Origin of the sequence: Pseudomonas fluorescens, from assembly GCF_005938625.1 — a bacterium.
Lineage (GTDB): Bacteria > Pseudomonadota > Gammaproteobacteria > Pseudomonadales > Pseudomonadaceae > Aquipseudomonas > Aquipseudomonas fluorescens_BD.
Window position 1 is genome coordinate 78,625 of record NZ_VCNJ01000044.1, and the last position, 18,650, is coordinate 97,274.

The following is an 18,650-nucleotide window of genomic DNA, read 5'->3' on the forward strand; positions in this document are numbered from 1 at the left end:
TGATTTAAACGGCAACCGCCGACTCTTCAAGGAAGTCCTGAGCGAAGCGCTGCAACACGCCGCCGGCCTCGTAGATCGATACTTCTTCAGCGGTATCCAGACGGCAAGTCACCGGCACATCAACGCGTTCGCCGTTCTTGCGATGGATCACCAGCGTCAGATCTGCGCGCGGTTTGCGCTCGCCGATCACGTCATAGGTTTCGCTGCCGTCGATGGCCAGCGTGTGACGGTCGGTGCCCGGCTTGAACTCCAGCGGCAACACGCCCATGCCCACCAGGTTGGTGCGGTGAATGCGCTCGAAACCTTCAGCGGCAATCGCTTCGACACCGGCCAGTCGCACGCCTTTCGCCGCCCAGTCACGGGACGAACCCTGACCGTAATCGGCGCCGGCAATGATGATCAGCGGCTGTTTGCGTTCCATGTAGGTTTCGATGGCTTCCCACATGCGCATGACCTTGCCTTCCGGCTCGACCCGCGCCAGTGAACCCTGTTTGACCTTGCCGTTTTCCACAACCATTTCGTTGAACAGCTTCGGGTTGGCGAAGGTCGCGCGTTGTGCAGTCAAGTGGTCGCCACGGTGCGTTGCGTACGAGTTGAAGTCCTCTTCCGGCAGGCCCATTTTCGCCAGGTATTCGCCGGCGGCGCTGTCGAGCATGATCGCGTTGGATGGCGACAGGTGATCGGTGGTGATGTTGTCCGGCAGCACCGCCAGCGGGCGCATGCCCTTCAGCGGACGCGCCCCGGCCAGCGCACCTTCCCAGTACGGCGGACGGCGGATGTAGGTGCTCATCTCGCGCCAGTCGTACAGCGGCGTGACTTTCGGGCCGGTGTCTTCGTGGACGGCGAACATCGGAATGTAGACCTGACGGAACTGCTCAGGCTTGACTGAAGACTTCACCACGGCGTCGATTTCTTCGTCGCTCGGCCAGATATCTTTGAGGCGGATTTCCTTGCCGTCCACAACACCGAGTACGTCTTTTTCGATATCGAAACGGATGGTCCCGGCAATGGCGTAAGCGACCACCAATGGCGGCGAAGCGAGGAACGCTTGCTTGGCGTATGGGTGAATGCGGCCGTCGAAGTTGCGGTTGCCCGAGAGCACGGCGGTGGCGTACAGATCGCGATCGATGATCTCTTGCTGGATCACCGGATCGAGCGCGCCGGACATGCCGTTGCAGGTGGTGCAGGCGAAGGCGACGACGCCGAAGCCGAGTTGCTCCAGCTCAGTGGTCAGTCCCGCTTCGTCGAGGTACAGCGCCACGGTTTTCGAACCCGGCGCCAGCGAGGATTTCACCCACGGTTTGCGGGCCAGGCCGAGCTTGTTGGCGTTGCGCGCCAGCAGGCCGGCGGCGATGACGTTGCGCGGGTTGCTGGTGTTGGTGCAACTGGTGATGGCGGCGATGATCACCGCACCGTCGGGCATTTGCCCCGGCACATCATCCCACTGACCGGAGATGCCTTTGGCGGCCAGATCCGACACCGCAACGCGAGCGTGCGGGTTGCTTGGGCCGGCCATGTTGCGCACCACCGAAGACAGGTCGAAAGTCAGGCCACGCTCGTATTGCGCGCCTTTCAGGCTGTCGGCCCACAGGCCGGTGAGCTTGGCGTATTGCTCGACCAACTGCACTTGCTGGTCTTCGCGACCGGTCAGTTTCAGGTAATCGATGGTCTGCTGGTCGATGTAGAACATCGCTGCGGTGGCGCCGTATTCCGGGGCCATGTTGGAGATGGTCGCGCGGTCGCCGAGGGTCAGCGCCGCTGCGCCTTCGCCGAAAAACTCCAGCCAAGCGCCGACGACTTTCTGTTTGCGCAGGTATTCGGTCAGCGCCAGCACCATGTCGGTGGCGGTGATGCCCGGTTGCAGCTGGCCGGTCAGCTCGACGCCGACGCTTTCCGGAAGACGCATCCACGAGGCGCGACCGAGCATTACGCTCTCGGCTTCGAGGCCGCCGACGCCAATGGCGATTACGCCCAGCGCATCGACGTGCGGGGTGTGGCTGTCAGTGCCGACGCAAGTGTCGGGGAACGCCACACCTTCACGCACCTGGATCACCGGAGACATTTTCTCCAGGTTGATCTGGTGCATGATGCCGTTGCCCGGTGGGATCACATCAACGTTCTTGAAGGCCTTTTTGGTCCAGTTGATGAAGTGAAAACGGTCTTCGTTGCGACGGTCTTCGATGGCGCGGTTTTTCTCGAACGCCTGCTTGTCGAAACCGCCCGCTTCCACCGCCAGCGAGTGGTCAACGATCAATTGCGTCGGCACCACCGGGTTGACCTGCGCCGGGTCGCCGCCCTGCAAGGCGATGGCGTCCCGCAGGCCGGCGAGGTCGACCAGCGCGGTCTGGCCGAGAATGTCGTGGCAGACCACACGCGCCGGGAACCACGGGAAGTCGAGATCGCGTTTGCGTTCGATCAGTTGCTTGAGGGAATCGGTGAGCGTGGCCGGGTCGCAGCGACGCACGAGGTTTTCCGCCAGCACGCGGGAAGTGTACGGCAGGGTGTCGTAACTGCCGGGCTGAATCGCCTCGACCGCCGCGCGAGCGTCGAAATAATCCAGAGGGCTGCCGGGCAGGGTTTTGCGGAATTCTGTGTTCATCGGGTCAGGACTCGGGTCACGGTAGTTTCAAAGGGTGAGGCCTGACACCGATCTAAAAATCCCCTCTCCCTTGTAGGAGCTGCCGAAGGCTGCGATCTTTTGATCCTGATCTTAAAAACAAAGATCAAAAGATCGCAGCCTTCGGCAGCTCCTACAGGGATTTCGGTGAATCTCGGATCAGCGGCTGGCACTCACCATTTCAGCGACGTTCGATTGGCACGAACTTGCGCTGTTCAACGCCGATGTACTCGGCGCTCGGACGGATGATGCGGTTGTTGGCACGCTGTTCGAACACGTGCGCGGCCCAGCCGGTCAGGCGTGAGCAGACGAAAATCGGCGTGAACAGCTTGGTCGGAATGCCCATGAAGTGGTACGCCGAGGCATGGTAGAAATCGGCATTCGGGAACAACTTCTTCTGTTCCCACATGGTCTTGTCGATGGCTTCCGAGACCGGGAACAACACCTTGTCACCGACTTCATCAGCCAGCTGTTTCGCCCAGCCTTTGATTACTTCGTTGCGTGGATCGCTGTCCTTATAGATCGCGTGGCCGAAGCCCATGATCTTGTCCTTGCGCTCGAGCATGCCGAGGGTGCCTTTGATCGCCTCTTCCGGCGACGAGAAGCGCTCGATCATTTCCATCGCCGCTTCGTTAGCGCCGCCGTGCAGCGGGCCACGCAGCGAACCGATGGCCGCCGTCACGCAGGAATACAGATCGGACAGGGTCGAGGCGCAAACGCGCGCAGTGAAGGTCGAGGCGTTGAATTCGTGCTCGGCGTAGAGGATCAGCGAGACGTTCATGACTTTGACGTGCAGTTCGCTCGGCTTCTTGTCGTGCAGCAAGTGCAGGAAGTGGCCGCCGATGGTCGGCTCGTCGCTGACGCAATTGATGCGTTTGCCGTCGTGGCTGAAGCGATACCAGTAGCACATGATCGCCGGGAACGCGGCGAGCAGGCGGTCAGTCTTGTCGCGCTGTTCGGAGAAGTCTTTCTCCGGTTCGAGGTTGCCGAGGAACGAGCAACCGGTGCGCATGACGTCCATCGGGTGGGCGTCGGCGGGGATGCGTTCGAGCACTTCTTTCAGCGCTTGCGGCAGGTCGCGCAGCTTGCTCAGTTTGCCTTGGTATTCGTCGAGTTGCGCCTGGGTCGGCAGCTCGCCGTAGAGCAGCAGGTACGCGACTTCTTCAAATTGTGCATCGGCTGCCAGTTCGCGCACGTCGTAGCCGCGATAGGTCAGCCCGGCACCGGCCTGGCCCACGGTGGACAGTGCGGTTTGCCCGGCAACCTGGCCACGGAGCCCGGCGCCACTGAGTACTTTTGCTTCGGCCATTGCTGTCTCCAATTCTTGAATTTGTTAGGGAATCTGCAATTACGGTGTTGTTCGCAAAAGATCGCAGCCTCGTTGCACTCGTCAGCTCCTACAGGGAATGCGGTTCATGTAGGAGCTGCCGCAGGCTGCGATCTTTTGATCTTTATTTCTTCGCAGCAAACAACGCATCGAGCTTCTGCTCGAAGGTGTGGTAATCGATGCGATCGTAAAGCTCCATGCGAGTCTGCATGGTGTCGATGACATTCTGCTGCGTGCCGTCGCGGCGGATCGCCGTATAGACGTTTTCCGCAGCCTTGTTCATAGCGCGGAACGCCGACAGTGGATACAGCACCAGCGACACGTCGGCGCCGGCCAATTGCTCGGTGGTGTACAGCGGCGTCGAGCCGAACTCGGTGATGTTGGCCAGGATCGGCGCTTTCACGCGGTTGGCGAACAGCTTGTACATCTCCAGTTCAGTGATCGCTTCCGGGAAAATCATGTCAGCGCCAGCCTCGATGCAGGCTGCTGCGCGATCGAGTGCCGATTCCAGACCTTCCACCGCCAGCGCATCGGTACGCGCCATGATTACAAAGCTGTCATCGGTGCGGGCATCGACGGCGGCTTTGATGCGGTCGACCATTTCCTGCTGGCTGACGATCTCTTTATTAGGACGATGGCCACAGCGTTTGGCGCCGACCTGATCCTCAATGTGAATCGCCGCCGCGCCGAACTTGATCATCGACTTGACCGTGCGCGCGACGTTGAACGCCGACGAGCCAAAACCGGTGTCGACATCGACCAGCAGCGGCAGATCGCAGACGTCGGTGATGCGACGCACGTCGGTCAACACATCATCCAGACCGGTGATGCCCAGATCCGGCACGCCGAGCGAGCCTGCGGCCACCCCGCCGCCGGACAGGTAGATCGCCTTGAAACCGGCGCGCTTGGCCAGCAGCGCGTGGTTGGCGTTGATCGCGCCGACCACCTGCAATGGGTGCTCGCTGGCGACCGCATCGCGGAAACGCTGGCCTGGAGTGCTGTGCTTGGAACTCATGACTCACCTCGTTCAGTGGCTGTCTTATTGTGGGCGCCGTCCTGGTAATGACGGGCGATGTTGCGTTTCGAGGCGCCGATGTGACGGCGCATCAACAATTCCGCGAGCTCGCCGTCACGGTCCGCGATGGCATCGAGAATCCGGTGGTGTTCGGCAAAAGCCTGACGCGGACGGTTCGGCGTGGTCGAGAACTGGATGCGGTACATGCGCACCAATTGATAGAGCTCGCCGCAGAGCATCTGGGTCAGCGTGCGGTTGCCGCTGCCCTGGATGATCCGGTAGTGGAAGTCGAAATCGCCTTCTTGCTGGTAGTAGCCGACGCCGGCCTGAAACGCGGCATCGCGTTCATGGGTTTCCAGCACCCGGCGCAGTTCGTCGATTTCTTCGACGCTCATGCGTTCGGCCGCCAGGCGGCAGGCCATGCCTTCGAGGGATTCGCGGATTTCGTAGAGTTCGATCAGCTCGGCATGATTGAGCGACACCACCCGCGCGCCGACGTGCGGCACGCGCACCAGCAAGCGCTGACCTTCCAGGCGATGAATCGCCTCACGCAACGGCCCACGACTGATGCCGTAGGTGCGCGCCAGCTCCGGCTCGGAGATCTTGCTGCCCGGAGCGATCTCGCCTTTGACGATAGCCGCCTGAATGCGCCGGAAGACATTTTCCGAGAGAGTCTCGGAATCGTCGCCGCTGATAACCGGGGGATCGAGTTGATCCAGCATGATTGTCGACACCTTTAAATCCAGTGCGGCAAAAACTAGCCAATTCGCCCGCACCAGTCAAAGGATAAATAGATATTGTCGACAATCGTCTAATAACCTTAAAAGATCGCAGCCTTCGGCAGCTCCTACAGGGCGCACGCAAATCCAATGCAGGAGCTGCCGAAGGCTGCGATCTTTTGATCTTTTATAGACCGGCCCAAGCGCTGGCGCCATAAACCCACCGTGCTAGAATGCCGCCCGCATTTGCTGGCCATTTGTACGGCTTGTCATAAAAAGCTGATAGGCACACGAAGGGCCTTGCGCAAGTTTTGCCAAGGACCTGAACCGAAAACGGAACGCTGCGCACCAGGATTTATGAGACTCAAGCCTTTTCCCACATTCTTTGCCCTGTTTTGCCTGCCCGGCCTCGCCGCCGCGGGGGAAAAAACCGTGTACGGCCTCAACGAATACGCTTCGCTTGACGGCATCAATCTCGAAGTTGCGGCCAAACTTGATACGGGCGCGAAAACCGCCTCGCTCAGCGCCCGCGACATCAAACGCTTTAAACGCAACGGTGAGTCCTGGGTACGTTTCTACCTGGCCATCGACGCCGCGCATTCACACCCGATCGAACGGCCGCTGGCCCGGGTCAGCAAGATCAAGCGCCGCGCCGGTGACTACGACCCGGAAGAAGGCAAGAAGTACACCGCCCGTCCGGTGATCGAGCTGGATATCTGCATGGGCACGGCGCTTCGCAGCATCGAAGTGAACCTGACCGACCGAAGTGCGTTCCAATACCCGCTTTTGATTGGCTCCGAAGCGCTGAAACGCTTTGATGCGCTGGTCGATCCAAGCCTTAAATACGCTGCCGGCAAACCCGCCTGCACCATCGCCGCTCATACCGCCGAGTAATTTCCATGCGTTCTCTAACCTTCCACCTGAAAATCCTGATCACCATTCTGGTGCTCCTGGGCGTTTCGGTTACGGCCTATCAGATTTTCGTGCTCGGCATCCCGGTGACCGAAGACGCGACCGACGACTTGTGGAACATCGACGCCAAAGTGGAGTTCGTCGCCAGCACCAAGGATCCAGTGAAGATCCAGATGTTCGTGCCACCGTTGAGCCGCGATTACGTCAGCCTCAACGAGAGCTTTATTTCCAATAACTACGGCGTCGCGGTGAACCGCGTCGATGGCAACCGCAAGGTCACCTGGTCGGCACGCCGAGCCAAGGGCAACCAGACCCTTTATTACCGTCTGGTGCTGACCAAGCGCTACACCGCAGAAAAAACCAAGATCAAAGGCCCGACCTTCCGCGACAGCATCGCCATCGAAGGCCCGGAGAAAATCGCCGCCGAAGCCCTGCTCGCGCCGATCCGTCAGCACTCTGCCGACGTCGAAACGTTCATTGGCGAGGCGATCAAACGCGTCAACAACCTCAACGACGACAACGTGAAACTGCTGCTGGCTGGCGATCCGTCGACGCCGCACAAAGCCAAAATCGTCGAACTGCTGTTGTCCATCGCCCACGTGCCGGTGGAAAAAGTCCACACCATCCGCCTCGTCGCCGACCAGCCGCAAACCCCGGAACTGTGGCTGCGCAGCTTCAACGGCAACGACTGGCTGTACTTCAACCCGGAAACCGGCGAGCAAGGCCTGCCGACCGACCGCCTGCTGTGGTGGACCGGCGATGAAAACCTGATCACCGTCGACGGTGGCAAGAAAGCCAACGTGACTTTCAGCCTGAACAACAGCGAGATGAACGCGATTCGTCTGGCCAAGCTGACCGACGAAAACACCGACGCCAATTTCCTCGAATACTCGCTATACGGCTTGCCGCTGCAGACCCAGCAAACGTTCATGATCATGGTGATGATCCCGATCGGCGTGCTGGTGATTCTGATCCTGCGCAACCTGATCGGCCTGCAGACCCTCGGTACGTTCACCCCGGTGCTGATCGCCCTCGCCTTCCGCGAAACGCAGCTGGGCTTCGGCATTCTGCTGTTTACCGTGATCACCGCGCTGGGGTTGTCATTACGTTCGTATCTGGAACACCTGAAGCTGCAAATGCTGCCGCGACTCTCGGTGGTGCTGACCTTTGTCGTGGTGTTGATTGCGGCGATCAGTCTGTTCAGTCATAAGCTCGGCCTGGAGCGCGGCTTGTCTGTGGCGCTGTTCCCGATGGTGATTCTGACCATGACCATCGAACGCCTGTCGATCACTTGGGAAGAGCGCGGCGCCAGCCATGCGCTGAAAGTTGCGATTGGCACGCTGTTCGCCGCTTCTCTGGCGCACTTGATCATGACCGTGCCTGAGCTGGTCTACTTCGTGTTCACCTTCCCGGCGATCCTGCTGATTCTGGTCGGCTTCATGCTGGCGATGGGTCGTTATCGCGGCTACCGCCTGACGGAGCTGGTGCGTTTCAAGGCATTCCTGAAGAAGGCTGACGCCTGATGTTCGGTTTCTGGAAGACCTGGAAGGCGCTGGAAGCGCGGGGCATCATGGGCATCAATCGGCGTAACGCCGACTACGTGCTCAAGTACAACAAGCGAAGCCTGTACCCGATCGTCGATGACAAGATCATCACCAAGGAACGCGCGATCGAGGCCGGCATTCACGTGCCGGAGTTGTATGGCGTGATTTCCACCGAGAAGGAAATCGACAAGCTCGACGAGATCATCGGCGGGCGCAGCGACTTCGTGATCAAACCGGCGCAGGGCGCGGGCGGCGACGGCATCATTGTCATCGCCGACCGTTTCGAAGGTCGCTATCGCACGGTGTCGGGCAAGATCCTTGCCCACGAAGAACTTGAGCATCACATCTCGAGCATCCTCACCGGTTTGTATTCGCTGGGCGGCCATCGTGATCGGGCGCTGATCGAATACCGGGTAACGCCGGATCAGATCTTCAAAAGCATCAGCTACGAAGGCGTGCCAGACATTCGCATCATCGTCTTGATGGGTTATCCGGTGATGGCGATGTTGCGTTTGCCGACCCGGCAGTCCGGCGGCAAGGCCAACCTGCACCAGGGCGCCATCGGCGTCGGCGTGGATCTGGCCACCGGTCTGACGTTGCGCGGCACCTGGCTGAACAACATCATCACCAAACACCCCGACACCACCAACGCGGTGGACGGCGTGCAACTGCCCTACTGGGACGGTTTCATGAAACTCGCGGCAGGCTGTTATGAGCTGTGCGGGTTGGGCTATATCGGTGTTGATATGGTGCTGGATCAGGAGAAAGGCCCGCTGATTCTGGAGTTGAATGCGCGGCCGGGGCTGAATATCCAGATCGCCAATGACTGTGGGCTGACGTTGCGTACGCACGCGGTTGAAGCGCGACTGGAAGAATTGAAAGCGCGTGGGGTGACGGAGATGGTTGAAGAGCGCGTGGCGTTTACTCAGGAAATGTTTGGGCATATTCCAGCTGTGGAAGGCTAAAAGCTGAAAAGCCCCTCACCCTAACCCTCTCCCAGAGGGAGAGGGGACTGACCAAGGTGGATGTTCGAGGTACGCCGATCTGAAAGTCTTGAGTCGAACTCAGGTCTTGAAAGCATGAAGATCGGCGCCCTTTCCCCCTCGCCAGCTTGAGATATCAAGCCGAACTCGGATCTTGAAAAGCATGAAGATCGGCTCCCTTTCCCCCTCGCCCCCTTGGGGGAGAGGGCTGGGGTGAGGGGGGTAGGCTTTTGATTTTGATCTGACAGCCGAGAGAGGACTACAATCCCCACCCCGCCTCAACGGCCGATCTGCCCCGCCCATGTTGACCTGTTCCGTACACCCACTGCCCTATCGCGCCAATCCCGCCGACTACTTCGCGGCCATCCGCAACGCCCCCGGCGCCGTGCTGCTCGACAGCGGCCGACCGAGTGCCGACCGTGGCCGTTATGATTTGCTCAGCGCCTGGCCGCTGGAACAACTGGCAGTGTTGCCGAACGAGAGCGGCGATCACTTCCTGCAACGTCTGCGCGACAATCTGAATCGCCTCGGTGAGGCTGATTTGCCTGCCGGTTTCGAGCTGCCATTCGCCGGCGGCTTGATCGGCTATCTGAGCTACGACTTCGGCCGGCATCTGGAAAACCTGCCAAGTCAGGCGCTGGATGACCTGCAATTGCCGGATGCCCGGTTTGGCCTGTATGACTGGGCACTGATCAGCGATCACCAGACGGCCACCAGCCAATTGGTCTTTCACCCGACAGTGCTCGACAGCGAGAAACACCGGCTGATCGCGCTGTTCACCGAGCCGCACGCTGAGGCACTGGCACCGTTCAAACTGAACAACCCGATGACCGCCGACCTCTCGGCCGACGATTACCGTCAAGCCTTCGAACGCATTCAGCATTACATCCAGGCCGGCGATTGCTATCAGGTCAATTTCGCCCAGCGCTTCCGTGCGGCGTGTCAGGGCGATCCGTGGCAGGCTTATTGCGCATTGCGCGAAGCCTGCCCGACACCGTTCTCCGGTTTCCAGAGCTTGCCCGACGGCGGCGCGGTGTTGAGCCTGTCGCCCGAGCGCTTTGTCAAAGTCAGCCAGCGTCAGGTCGAAACCCGCCCCATCAAAGGCACTCGCCCGCGAGGTCTCACGCCGGCCGAAGACGCTGCCAACGCCGCCGAACTGCTGGCCAGCCCCAAGGATCGCGCGGAAAACCTGATGATCGTCGACCTGCTGCGCAACGACCTCGGCCGCACCTGCCGCATCGGTTCGGTGCGGGTGCCGGAGCTGTTCAGCCTGGAAAGCTATCCGAACGTGCATCACCTGGTCAGCAGCGTGACCGGCGAACTGGCGGATGATCGCGACGCACTGGATCTGATTGCCGGCAGCTTCCCCGGCGGCTCGATCACCGGCGCGCCGAAGATTCGCGCGATGCAGATCATTGATGAGCTGGAGCCGACGCGGCGTGGATTGTATTGCGGCTCGTTGCTGTATCTGGACGTGCGCGGCGAGATGGACAGCTCCATCGCGATTCGCAGTCTGCTGGTCAAGGATGGGCAGGTGTGTTGCTGGGGTGGCGGCGGGATTGTTGCCGATTCGGACTGGCCGGCGGAGTATCAGGAGTCGATCACCAAAGTCAGAATCCTCCTCGAAACCTTGCAGAACCTCTGAGTAATGATCGTTCCCACGCTCCGCGTGGGAACGCAGCCCCGGACGCTCCGCGTCCCAAGCGGACGCGGAGCGTCCATTGAGGCATTCCCACGCAGAGCATGGGAACGATCGTCAGATGGCGGGGTTTACAGGTTGAGATCGCGGTTGGAGGCTTTGAGGAATTCCTGCTTCAGCTCGGCAAAGGTGTGTACGGCAGGAAACTGCGGGAACTCGCGAATCACATTCTCCGGCGCATGAAACAGAATCCCCGCATCCGCCTCGCCCAGCATCGTCGTGTCGTTATACGAATCTCCCGCCGCAATCACCCGGTAATACAGGCTCTTGAACGCCAGCACCGACTGGCGCTTGGGATCTTTCTGGCGTAGCTGATAGCTGGTCACCCGCCCGGTCTCGTCAGTAATCAGACGATGGCAAAGCAATGTCGGAAAGCCCAACTGGCGCATCAGCGGCTGTGAGAACTCGTAAAACGTATCCGACAGAATCACCACCTGAAAGCGCTCACGCAGCCAGTTGACGAACTCCACCGCGCCTTCCAGCGGCTTCAGTGTGGCGATCACTTCCTGAATGTCCGACAGCTTCAAGCCGTGCTCATCGAGGATGCGCAGACGCTGCTTCATCAGCACGTCGTAATCGGGAATGTCCCGGGTGGTGGCCTTGAGGGATTCGATTCCGGTTTTTTCGGCGAAGGCGATCCAGATTTCCGGCACCAACACCCCTTCAAGATCCAGGCAAGCAATTTCCACAAGACACTCCCGTTTGTATTGATTATTTGAGTCGAGCGAGGCCGAACTCTAGCGACTCACATGCAGACGCGCAACGCACAGCACGCCCCCGAGCCGTGCAGCTTTTTGTTACCATCAGCGCCATATAGAGCGCCCAGCGCCACCGACCTGTAGGAAGCCGCCCTGATGAGTGCAACGTTCGACGTCGTGGAACTCGCCACGACCTATGCCAACAAATCCGCCCAGGACATTCTCAAACTCGCGTTTGCCGAGTTCGGCGATGACCTATGGATATCTTTCAGCGGCGCCGAGGATGTGGTGCTGGTGGACATGGCCTGGAAGCTCAACAAGAACGTCAAAGTGTTCAGCCTCGACACCGGCCGTCTGCACCCGGAGACCTACCGCTTCATCGATCAAGTGCGCGAGCACTACAAGATCGACATCGAACTGGTGTCGCCGGACTACACGAAACTGGAACCCTTTGTGAAGGAAAAAGGCCTGTTCAGTTTCTACAAGGACGGTCATGGCGAATGCTGCGGCATCCGCAAGATCGAACCGCTGCGGCGCAAACTGTCCGGCGTCAAAGCCTGGGCCACCGGCCAGCGTCGTGACCAGAGCCCGGGCACGCGTAGCGCTGTGGCGGTGATGGAAATCGATACCGCGTTCTCTACGCCGGAGCGTACGTTGTACAAGTTCAACCCGTTGGCGCAGATGACCAGTGAAGAAATCTGGGGTTACATCCGCATGCTCGAACTGCCGTACAACAGCCTGCATGAACGTGGCTTTATCAGTATCGGCTGCGAGCCGTGCACCCGTCCGGTGCTGCCGAACCAGCACGAGCGCGAAGGTCGTTGGTGGTGGGAGGAAGCGACGCAGAAAGAATGCGGGTTGCATGCCGGGAATATCATCAGCAAGGCATAAACCCCTGCCGTACTGCTTCCCCTTGTAGGAGTGAGCCTGCTCGCGATAGCGATGTATCAGTCGATGAATTTTTTGGCTGATACACCGCTATCGCGAGCAGGCTCACTCCTACAGGGGTTTGTAGCGACTCTAAAAATGTGTACACACGAATGTCACCATCGGTGCCATTTATGTGTGCACTTTTTTGTTTCCACGCCCTGAAAAGTTACATCCCGCCTGCAAATCCCTCTCTCTCGCCGTCCCTCTAAATCCCCTGCCAAAAATAAATACCTGCTCAACCGGTCAATTTTTAACCACTTATTTTCAAACACTTAGCTCGCTTCGATAACTTTTCGAAATGAGCAAAGCTGTCCATAGATCGCCAACTGGCACAAATCTGGCTTTAGTGCATACATGTTTTGTATACAAAACCGCAAAACATAAACTCACTTTCGATCCGCAAGCCTGAAGCGCCCTATCCCGTACAGGCTGCAGATGCCCCGTAACCAGTGATGCTTTCACTGCCGCGACGAAGATTTGTCGAGCCCTGTGGCTTATGCACAGTCATCGCGGCCTTGAACATCAGGAGCCTGCCGGAATGCGTACAAGTCTCTCCAACAACATCGCGCTGAATCTGCCCGCCTCTCCCGTTACCCAACCGTTACCCCATGACGGACTCACCGAGCCGTTGCAACTCAGTCCGCGCCTGCACAACAGCGACCTGGCACCGACCAAGGCCGAAGGTCGGCGCTGGGGCAAATACAGCATCTTCGCCCTGTGGACCAACGATGTGCACAACATCGCCAACTACTCGTTCGCCATCGGCCTGTACGCTCTGGGCCTGGGTGGCTGGCAGATTCTGTTGTCGCTGGGGATCGGCGCGGCGCTGGTGTACTTTTTCATGAACCTGTCGGGTTATATGGGGCAAAAAACCGGGGTGCCGTTTCCTGTGATCAGCCGGATCAGTTTCGGCATTCACGGCGCACAAATTCCTGCATTGATCCGGGCGGTTATCGCCATCGCCTGGTTCGGGATTCAGACGTATCTGGCTTCGGTGGTGTTCCGAGTGCTGCTTACGGCGGTCCATCCCGGATTCGCCGAATACGACCACAACTCGATTCTCGGTCTGTCCACTTTGGGTTGGGTGTGCTTCGTGGCGATCTGGTTCGTGCAGCTGGCGATTCTGGCCTATGGCATGGAGATGGTTCGTCGTTACGAAGCGTTTGCCGGGCCAGTAATTCTGCTGACCGTCGCCGCCCTCGCCACGTGGATGTACTTCCAGGCCGACGCGACCATCGCCTGGTCGATCCGCGAACCGCTGACCGGTGGCGAGATGTGGCGCAACATCTTTGCCGGCGGCGCGTTGTGGCTGGCGATCTACGGCACGTTGATTCTGAATTTCTGCGACTTCGCCCGCTCTTCGCCGTGCCGCAAGACCATCAAGGTGGGAAATTTCTGGGGTTTACCGGTGAATATTCTGGTGTTCGCTGCGATTACAGTCCTGCTGTGCGGTGCGCAATTTCAGATCAATGGCCGGATCATCGAGAGCCCGACCGAGATCATCGCCTCGATTCCCAACACCTTTTTCCTGGTGCTGGGTTGCCTGGCATTTCTGATCGTGACGGTGGCGGTGAACATCATGGCCAACTTCGTCGCCCCGGCCTTCGTGCTGAGCAACCTGGCGCCGAAGTACCTGACCTTCCGCCGCGCCGGGCTGATCAGCGCGACCATCGCCGTGTTGATCCTGCCGTGGAATCTCTACAACAGCCCGCTGGTGATCGTCTATTTCCTGTCTGGCCTCGGCGCCCTGCTCGGCCCGTTGTACGGCGTGATCATGGTCGATTACTGGCTGATCCGCAAAGGCCGGATCAATGTCCCGCAGCTTTATAGCGAAGATCCCAACGGCGCTTATTACTACAGCCACGGGATCAATTTCCGCGCGGTGGCGGCGTTTATTCCTGCCGCGTTGATCGCCATCGTCCTCGCGCTGGTGCCAGGTTTCCACAGCGTCTCGCCGTTCTCCTGGCTGATCGGCGCCGGGATCGCCGGAATGCTTTATTTGATCATCGCCAAACGCCAGCCGCACTACGCCGATATCAGCGGCGAATCGATAGCTGTCGACAACGTCTGCCATTAATTCCCTCGCGGCCCGGACTTCGGGCCGCCGAACTGCCCGCTATAAGGATTTCCCCATGCGTATTCTCGTGGTCAACGTCAACACCACCGAATCCATCACCGAAGCCATTGCCCGTTCGGCGCAGGCTGTCGCTTCAGCCGGTACCGAAATCGTCGGCTTGACGCCGTATTTCGGCGCCGACTCGATTGAAGGCAACTTCGAAAGTTATCTGGCGGCCATCGCGGTAATGGATCGGGTGATGTCCTACGATCAACCGTTCGATGCGGTGATCCAGGCCGGTTACGGCGAGCATGGCCGAGAAGGCTTGCAGGAATTGCTCAATGTGCCCGTAGTGGACATCACCGATGCGGCGGCGAGTACGGCGATGTTTCTCGGCCATGCCTACTCAGTGGTGACCACGCTGGATCGCACCGTACCGCTGATCGAGGATCGGCTGAAACTGTCAGGTCTGTGGGATCGCTGTGCCTCGGTACGGGCCAGTGGGTTGGCCGTTCTGGAGCTAGAGCACGAACCACAGCGAGCGCTGGAAGCGATCGTGCATCAGGCTGAACTGGCGGTGACGCAGGATAAAGCCGAGGTGATCTGCCTGGGCTGCGGCGGCATGGCCGGGCTGGATGAGCAGATTCGTCGGCGTACCGGGGTGCCGGTGGTGGATGGGGTGACGGCGGCGGTGACGATTGCGGAATCGCTGGTTCGACTGAAGTTATCAACCTCGAAAGTGCGGACGTATGCGACACCTCGGCCGAAGAACATCATTGGCTGGCCGGGACGGTTCGCCCGCTGAGGTCATCTTCGGAAACCGAGTCGCCCCATTCGCGAGCAAGCTCGCTCCCACATTTGGAATGCATTTCCCTGTGGGAGCGAGCTTGCTCGCGAAGGCCGCACGTCGGTCTGATGCCTTGCTCAGATGGCACTAAACCGCTGCGCCAGCCCCATCTCGGCAAACTGCTCAATCAAAAAATCTACAAACGCCCGAGTCTTCCCCGGCAACAACTTATGCTCGGCGTAGTAAATCGAGATGTTGCCATCATCAACAAACCAGTCCGGCAACACCCGCTGCAACGTCCCCGCCTCCAGATAGCCCACCGCAAACGGCATGCTCACCAGCGCAATCCCCAAGCCTTGCGCCGCCGTCCTGCAAGCAGCCTCGGAATCGCTCATGGTCATCCGCGCCTTGAGCATCAACGGCCGACAGTTCTGTGGATTACGTCCGGTCAATTGCCAGGAACGCACGCGTCCGGTTTGCGGCGAGCGGATCAGAATGCCGTCGTGGTGGCTGAGGTCGTCTGGTTCGATGATCTCGGGATTGGCCTGTAAATAGTCGGCAGACGCCACCAATATCCGGTGCGCCGGACTCAACTTGCGTGCGATCACGCCTTGCGGCAGTTCGAAACCGCCACCGATGGCCGCATCAAAGCCCTGCGCGATCAGATCGACCTGTCGATTATCGAAATGCCAGTCCGGATTGATCGCGGGGTATCGCTGCAGAAACTCACCGAGCATCGGCACGATATGCAGACAGCCAAACGCGGCGCCCATGCTGACTTTCAGCGTTCCCGCCGGCAGCCCTTCGACGCTGGACAGGTTGGCCACGGCATTTTGAATGGTGGTCAGACTACCGCTGACTTGATTCAGGAACAGTTGCCCGGCCTCGGTCAGTGTCAGGCTGCGTGTACTACGCTGGAACAGCCGTACGCCGAGCCGAACCTCGAGTTTGGCCACGCTCTTGCCGACTGCCGCCGGGGTCAGACTCAAGCGTCGCGCGGCCTCGGCAAAGCTGCCGACCTCGGCACTGCGCACGAAGCATTCGATGCTACTGAAGGTTTCCATGATCGCCACTATAAACTTTTGGTTTACACAGACTATAGCAATCATGGTCTACACAGTTGTCGATGCCACGCCGATACTCGCCACCAATACCAAGGCATTCCCGCCTTGAACATTCTGGAGATCGAACATGACCACTCAACACCTCAGCGGTAAAGTCGCTCTGATTCAAGGCGGTTCCCGCGGTATCGGCGCTGCCATCGTCAAACGTCTGGCCGCTGAAGGCGCTGCAGTAGCCTTCACTTACGTCAGCTCCACCACCAAAGCCGAAGAGTTGCAAAACAGCATCACCGCCAATGGTGGCAAAGCCCTGGCGATCAAGGCCGACAGCGCCGACGCTGCCGCCATCCGCCACGCCGTCAGCGCCACGGTCGAAGCCTTTGGCCGAGTCGATATTCTGGTCAACAACGCAGGTGTGCTCGCCGTGGCACCACTGGAAGACTTCAAACTTGAAGACTTCGACCAGACCGTAGCGATCAACATTCGCAGCGTATTCATCGCCTCGCAGGAAGCCGCCAAACACATGGGCGAAGGCGCGCGCATCATCAACATCGGCAGCACCAACGCTGACCGCATGCCCTTCGCCGGCGGCGGTGTGTATGCAATGAGCAAATCGGCACTGGTCGGTTTGACCAAAGGCCTGGCCCGCGATCTCGGCCCTCGCGGCATCACCGTCAACAACGTGCAACCTGGCCCGGTCGACACCGACATGAACCCGGCGCACGGTGACTTCGCCGAGAGCCTGATCCCTCTGATGGCGGTGGGTCGTTACGGTAAAGCCGAAGAAATCGCCAGTTTCGTCGCCTATCTGGCAGGCCCGGAAGCCGGTTACATCACCGGTGCCAGCCTGACCATCGACGGTGGTTTCGGCGCCTGATTTATCTGAATCGACTGAACGAAAAACGCCGCCCCTCTTCTCACAGAGGGGCGGCGTTTTTGTCTATCAGGTGTTCAGGCCCATTCCAGCGCCGGCAAACCACAGGCACTCGGGGTGAAGGCTTTTAGCGTACGAAGAATCCCGTCAGCGTGTGCGTATTTTTCATCGGCCATGGCCGCGTCCGGAATGGCGATGGCGGTCATGCCAGCGGCCTTCGCGGCAGTCACGCCAAACGGCGAATCTTCGAACACCAGGCAATCCTCAGGTGCGACACCCAGACGTCGGGCCGCTGTGAGGAAAATATCCGGTGCCGGTTTGGCCGCGCCGACTTCCGGATCGTCCGCCGTGACAATGAAATCGAACAGCGCAAACCAGTCGCGGTGCAGTGTGGTTTTCTGGCCGAACGATTGACGCGATGAACTGGTGCCCACAGCGATCGGAATATTGTGCGCCTTGAGGTGGCGGATCAACTCTTCGGCACCCGGCATCGCTTGTGCGGTGGGGAAGCGCTCACGCATCAGCGGTTCACGGATGACCAGAAACTCTTCGGCGGTGATCGGCAGATCCAGCGCCTGCACCACATAATTCGCCAGATCATTGGCCCCGCGACCAATGATGTTCTGCTTGATGCTCCAGTCGAAGGTGCGCCCGTAACGCTGGGCAATCAGCGAGGTGACCTCGGTGTAAATGCCCTCGGTGTCCAGCAGCAAACCGTCCATATCGAAAATCACGGCCTTGATCGGGCCGAACGCCTTCAGCGGTGCATTCATCATCGGATCCGTTAACAAAGACATCCCGGGCGGCACAGTTGGCGCCGCTACGCGGATCTGATTAAAGGGTTCAGCAGCATAACGAGCGTGACGGACATTGAGCAACGGGCAATGTCCATTGCAGCGATGAACGACTCGCAACAATTCAGCGAAATATCCTACAGACATCACCTACTCGCCCGACTTCTTTCCTGATTGATCCCCCGCAAAGTCCGCGCACCTTTTTGATGTGCGCGAGAGACTGCGAATGCTTCCAACCGATCGGCTGCTGGCCCTGAACAACAGCATCGGCCTGCTCATTGTTGCTGCCTTGAATCCCGATGAGCCGGACTTCGAACACCTGATCCGCGAGTTCCGCCTGTGCCTGAACAACTACGAGGCATGGGCCGAGCAGTTCTGGACCGGGACCGCGCTGGATGTCGAACAAGTCTTCACCGTCGGCAACGACGTACGCCTCAGCGCGCCGATCAAGTCGCGCCAACCGCTCAGTTCATCGGTAGTCATGTGCTCGGCCAGCGGGTCGCTGACGCTGGTGCACATGTTCGAGGCCGCGCGGTTTGTGCCGATCGGCAACACGCCGGTGACCCTCGAACCGGTGATTGCCGATGTCGGCGGTGTGCTGACTTTCGGCGAGCCGCTGCGTTACACCATCGGC

At 59.4% G+C, this 18,650-nt stretch carries 16 protein-coding genes; 9 read left to right on the forward strand and 7 right to left on the reverse strand.

What is annotated here, in order from left to right; translation table 11 throughout:
• Positions 1 to 4: 4 nt before the first annotated feature.
• The 4 genes from acnD to FGA82_RS24555 all read right to left on the reverse strand — a co-directional run bounded on the left by acnD (position 5) and on the right by FGA82_RS24555 (position 5,678).
• A complete protein-coding gene (gene acnD / locus FGA82_RS24540) occupies positions 5 to 2,599 on the reverse strand; it encodes a Fe/S-dependent 2-methylisocitrate dehydratase AcnD (protein ID WP_141129067.1) in 2,595 nt (864 codons plus the stop codon).
• Between the two features lie 199 nt (positions 2,600 to 2,798).
• Positions 2,799 to 3,926, reverse strand: coding sequence for a bifunctional 2-methylcitrate synthase/citrate synthase (prpC, locus tag FGA82_RS24545; protein ID WP_141129068.1), 1,128 nt, complete (start codon positions 3,924 to 3,926; stop codon positions 2,799 to 2,801).
• A 142-nt stretch (positions 3,927 to 4,068) separates the two neighbouring features.
• Complete coding sequence (gene prpB, locus FGA82_RS24550; RefSeq protein WP_007916432.1) at positions 4,069 to 4,959, reverse strand: methylisocitrate lyase; 891 nt, start codon at positions 4,957 to 4,959, stop codon at positions 4,069 to 4,071.
• Positions 4,956 to 5,678: a GntR family transcriptional regulator gene (locus tag FGA82_RS24555; RefSeq protein WP_171057355.1), complete on the reverse strand. Its 723-nt coding sequence runs from the start codon at positions 5,676 to 5,678 to the stop codon at positions 4,956 to 4,958. The genes prpB and FGA82_RS24555 overlap by 4 nt, the downstream gene beginning before the upstream one ends.
• 357 nt (positions 5,679 to 6,035) lie before the next feature.
• Between FGA82_RS24555 and FGA82_RS24560 the strand changes: the two genes are divergently transcribed.
• From FGA82_RS24560 to pabB, 4 genes are all read left to right on the forward strand, one after another.
• The gene (locus FGA82_RS24560; RefSeq protein ID WP_008081000.1) at positions 6,036 to 6,572 is read left to right on the forward strand and encodes an ATP-dependent zinc protease family protein; all 537 of its coding nucleotides are present in this window, start codon (positions 6,036 to 6,038) and stop codon (positions 6,570 to 6,572) included.
• 5 nt (positions 6,573 to 6,577) lie between these two features.
• Complete coding sequence (locus tag FGA82_RS24565; protein ID WP_141129070.1) at positions 6,578 to 8,113, forward strand: inactive transglutaminase family protein; 1,536 nt, start codon at positions 6,578 to 6,580, stop codon at positions 8,111 to 8,113.
• Positions 8,113 to 9,099 carry an alpha-L-glutamate ligase-like protein gene (locus FGA82_RS24570; protein ID WP_141129071.1) on the forward strand — a complete coding sequence of 329 codons (987 nt, stop codon included), beginning with the start codon at positions 8,113 to 8,115 and terminating at the stop codon, positions 9,097 to 9,099. The genes FGA82_RS24565 and FGA82_RS24570 overlap by 1 nt, the downstream gene beginning before the upstream one ends.
• Before the next feature lie 319 nt (positions 9,100 to 9,418).
• Positions 9,419 to 10,762 (forward strand): aminodeoxychorismate synthase component I, encoded by a 1,344-nt coding sequence (gene pabB, locus FGA82_RS24575; protein ID WP_141129072.1) that lies wholly within the window; start codon positions 9,419 to 9,421, stop codon positions 10,760 to 10,762.
• A 125-nt stretch (positions 10,763 to 10,887) separates the two neighbouring features.
• Here pabB and thrH read toward each other — a convergent pair whose 3' ends face one another.
• The gene (gene thrH, locus FGA82_RS24580; protein WP_141129073.1) at positions 10,888 to 11,505 is read right to left on the reverse strand and encodes a bifunctional phosphoserine phosphatase/homoserine phosphotransferase ThrH; all 618 of its coding nucleotides are present in this window, start codon (positions 11,503 to 11,505) and stop codon (positions 10,888 to 10,890) included.
• Positions 11,506 to 11,670: 165 nt separating this feature from the next.
• Here thrH and FGA82_RS24585 point away from each other — a divergent pair, with 165 nt between their 5' ends.
• From FGA82_RS24585 to FGA82_RS24595, 3 genes are all read left to right on the forward strand, one after another.
• Positions 11,671 to 12,405, forward strand: coding sequence for a phosphoadenylyl-sulfate reductase (locus FGA82_RS24585; protein ID WP_141129074.1), 735 nt, complete (start codon positions 11,671 to 11,673; stop codon positions 12,403 to 12,405).
• Between the two features lie 577 nt (positions 12,406 to 12,982).
• Complete coding sequence (locus FGA82_RS24590; protein ID WP_141129075.1) at positions 12,983 to 14,521, forward strand: NCS1 family nucleobase:cation symporter-1; 1,539 nt, start codon at positions 12,983 to 12,985, stop codon at positions 14,519 to 14,521.
• 55 nt (positions 14,522 to 14,576) lie between these two features.
• The gene (locus FGA82_RS24595) at positions 14,577 to 15,305 is read left to right on the forward strand and encodes an aspartate/glutamate racemase family protein (protein ID WP_141129076.1); all 729 of its coding nucleotides are present in this window, start codon (positions 14,577 to 14,579) and stop codon (positions 15,303 to 15,305) included.
• A 119-nt stretch (positions 15,306 to 15,424) separates the two neighbouring features.
• Here the strand turns inward: FGA82_RS24595 and FGA82_RS24600 are convergent, their stop codons facing one another.
• A complete protein-coding gene (locus FGA82_RS24600; protein WP_141129077.1) occupies positions 15,425 to 16,351 on the reverse strand; it encodes a LysR family transcriptional regulator in 927 nt (308 codons plus the stop codon).
• Positions 16,352 to 16,478: 127 nt separating this feature from the next.
• Here FGA82_RS24600 and FGA82_RS24605 point away from each other — a divergent pair, with 127 nt between their 5' ends.
• Positions 16,479 to 17,225 (forward strand): 3-oxoacyl-ACP reductase family protein, encoded by a 747-nt coding sequence (locus tag FGA82_RS24605; protein WP_141129078.1) that lies wholly within the window; start codon positions 16,479 to 16,481, stop codon positions 17,223 to 17,225.
• A gap of 74 nt (positions 17,226 to 17,299) precedes the next feature.
• On the opposite strand, the gene FGA82_RS24610 is transcribed toward FGA82_RS24605, so the two are convergent.
• Positions 17,300 to 17,995, reverse strand: coding sequence for an HAD-IA family hydrolase (locus tag FGA82_RS24610; protein ID WP_064116942.1), 696 nt, complete (start codon positions 17,993 to 17,995; stop codon positions 17,300 to 17,302).
• 247 nt (positions 17,996 to 18,242) lie between these two features.
• On the opposite strand from FGA82_RS24610, the gene FGA82_RS24615 reads away from it, so the two are divergent.
• Positions 18,243 to 18,650 (forward strand): hypothetical protein (locus tag FGA82_RS24615; protein WP_141129079.1); only part of this gene is annotated, 408 nt, incomplete at its 3' end.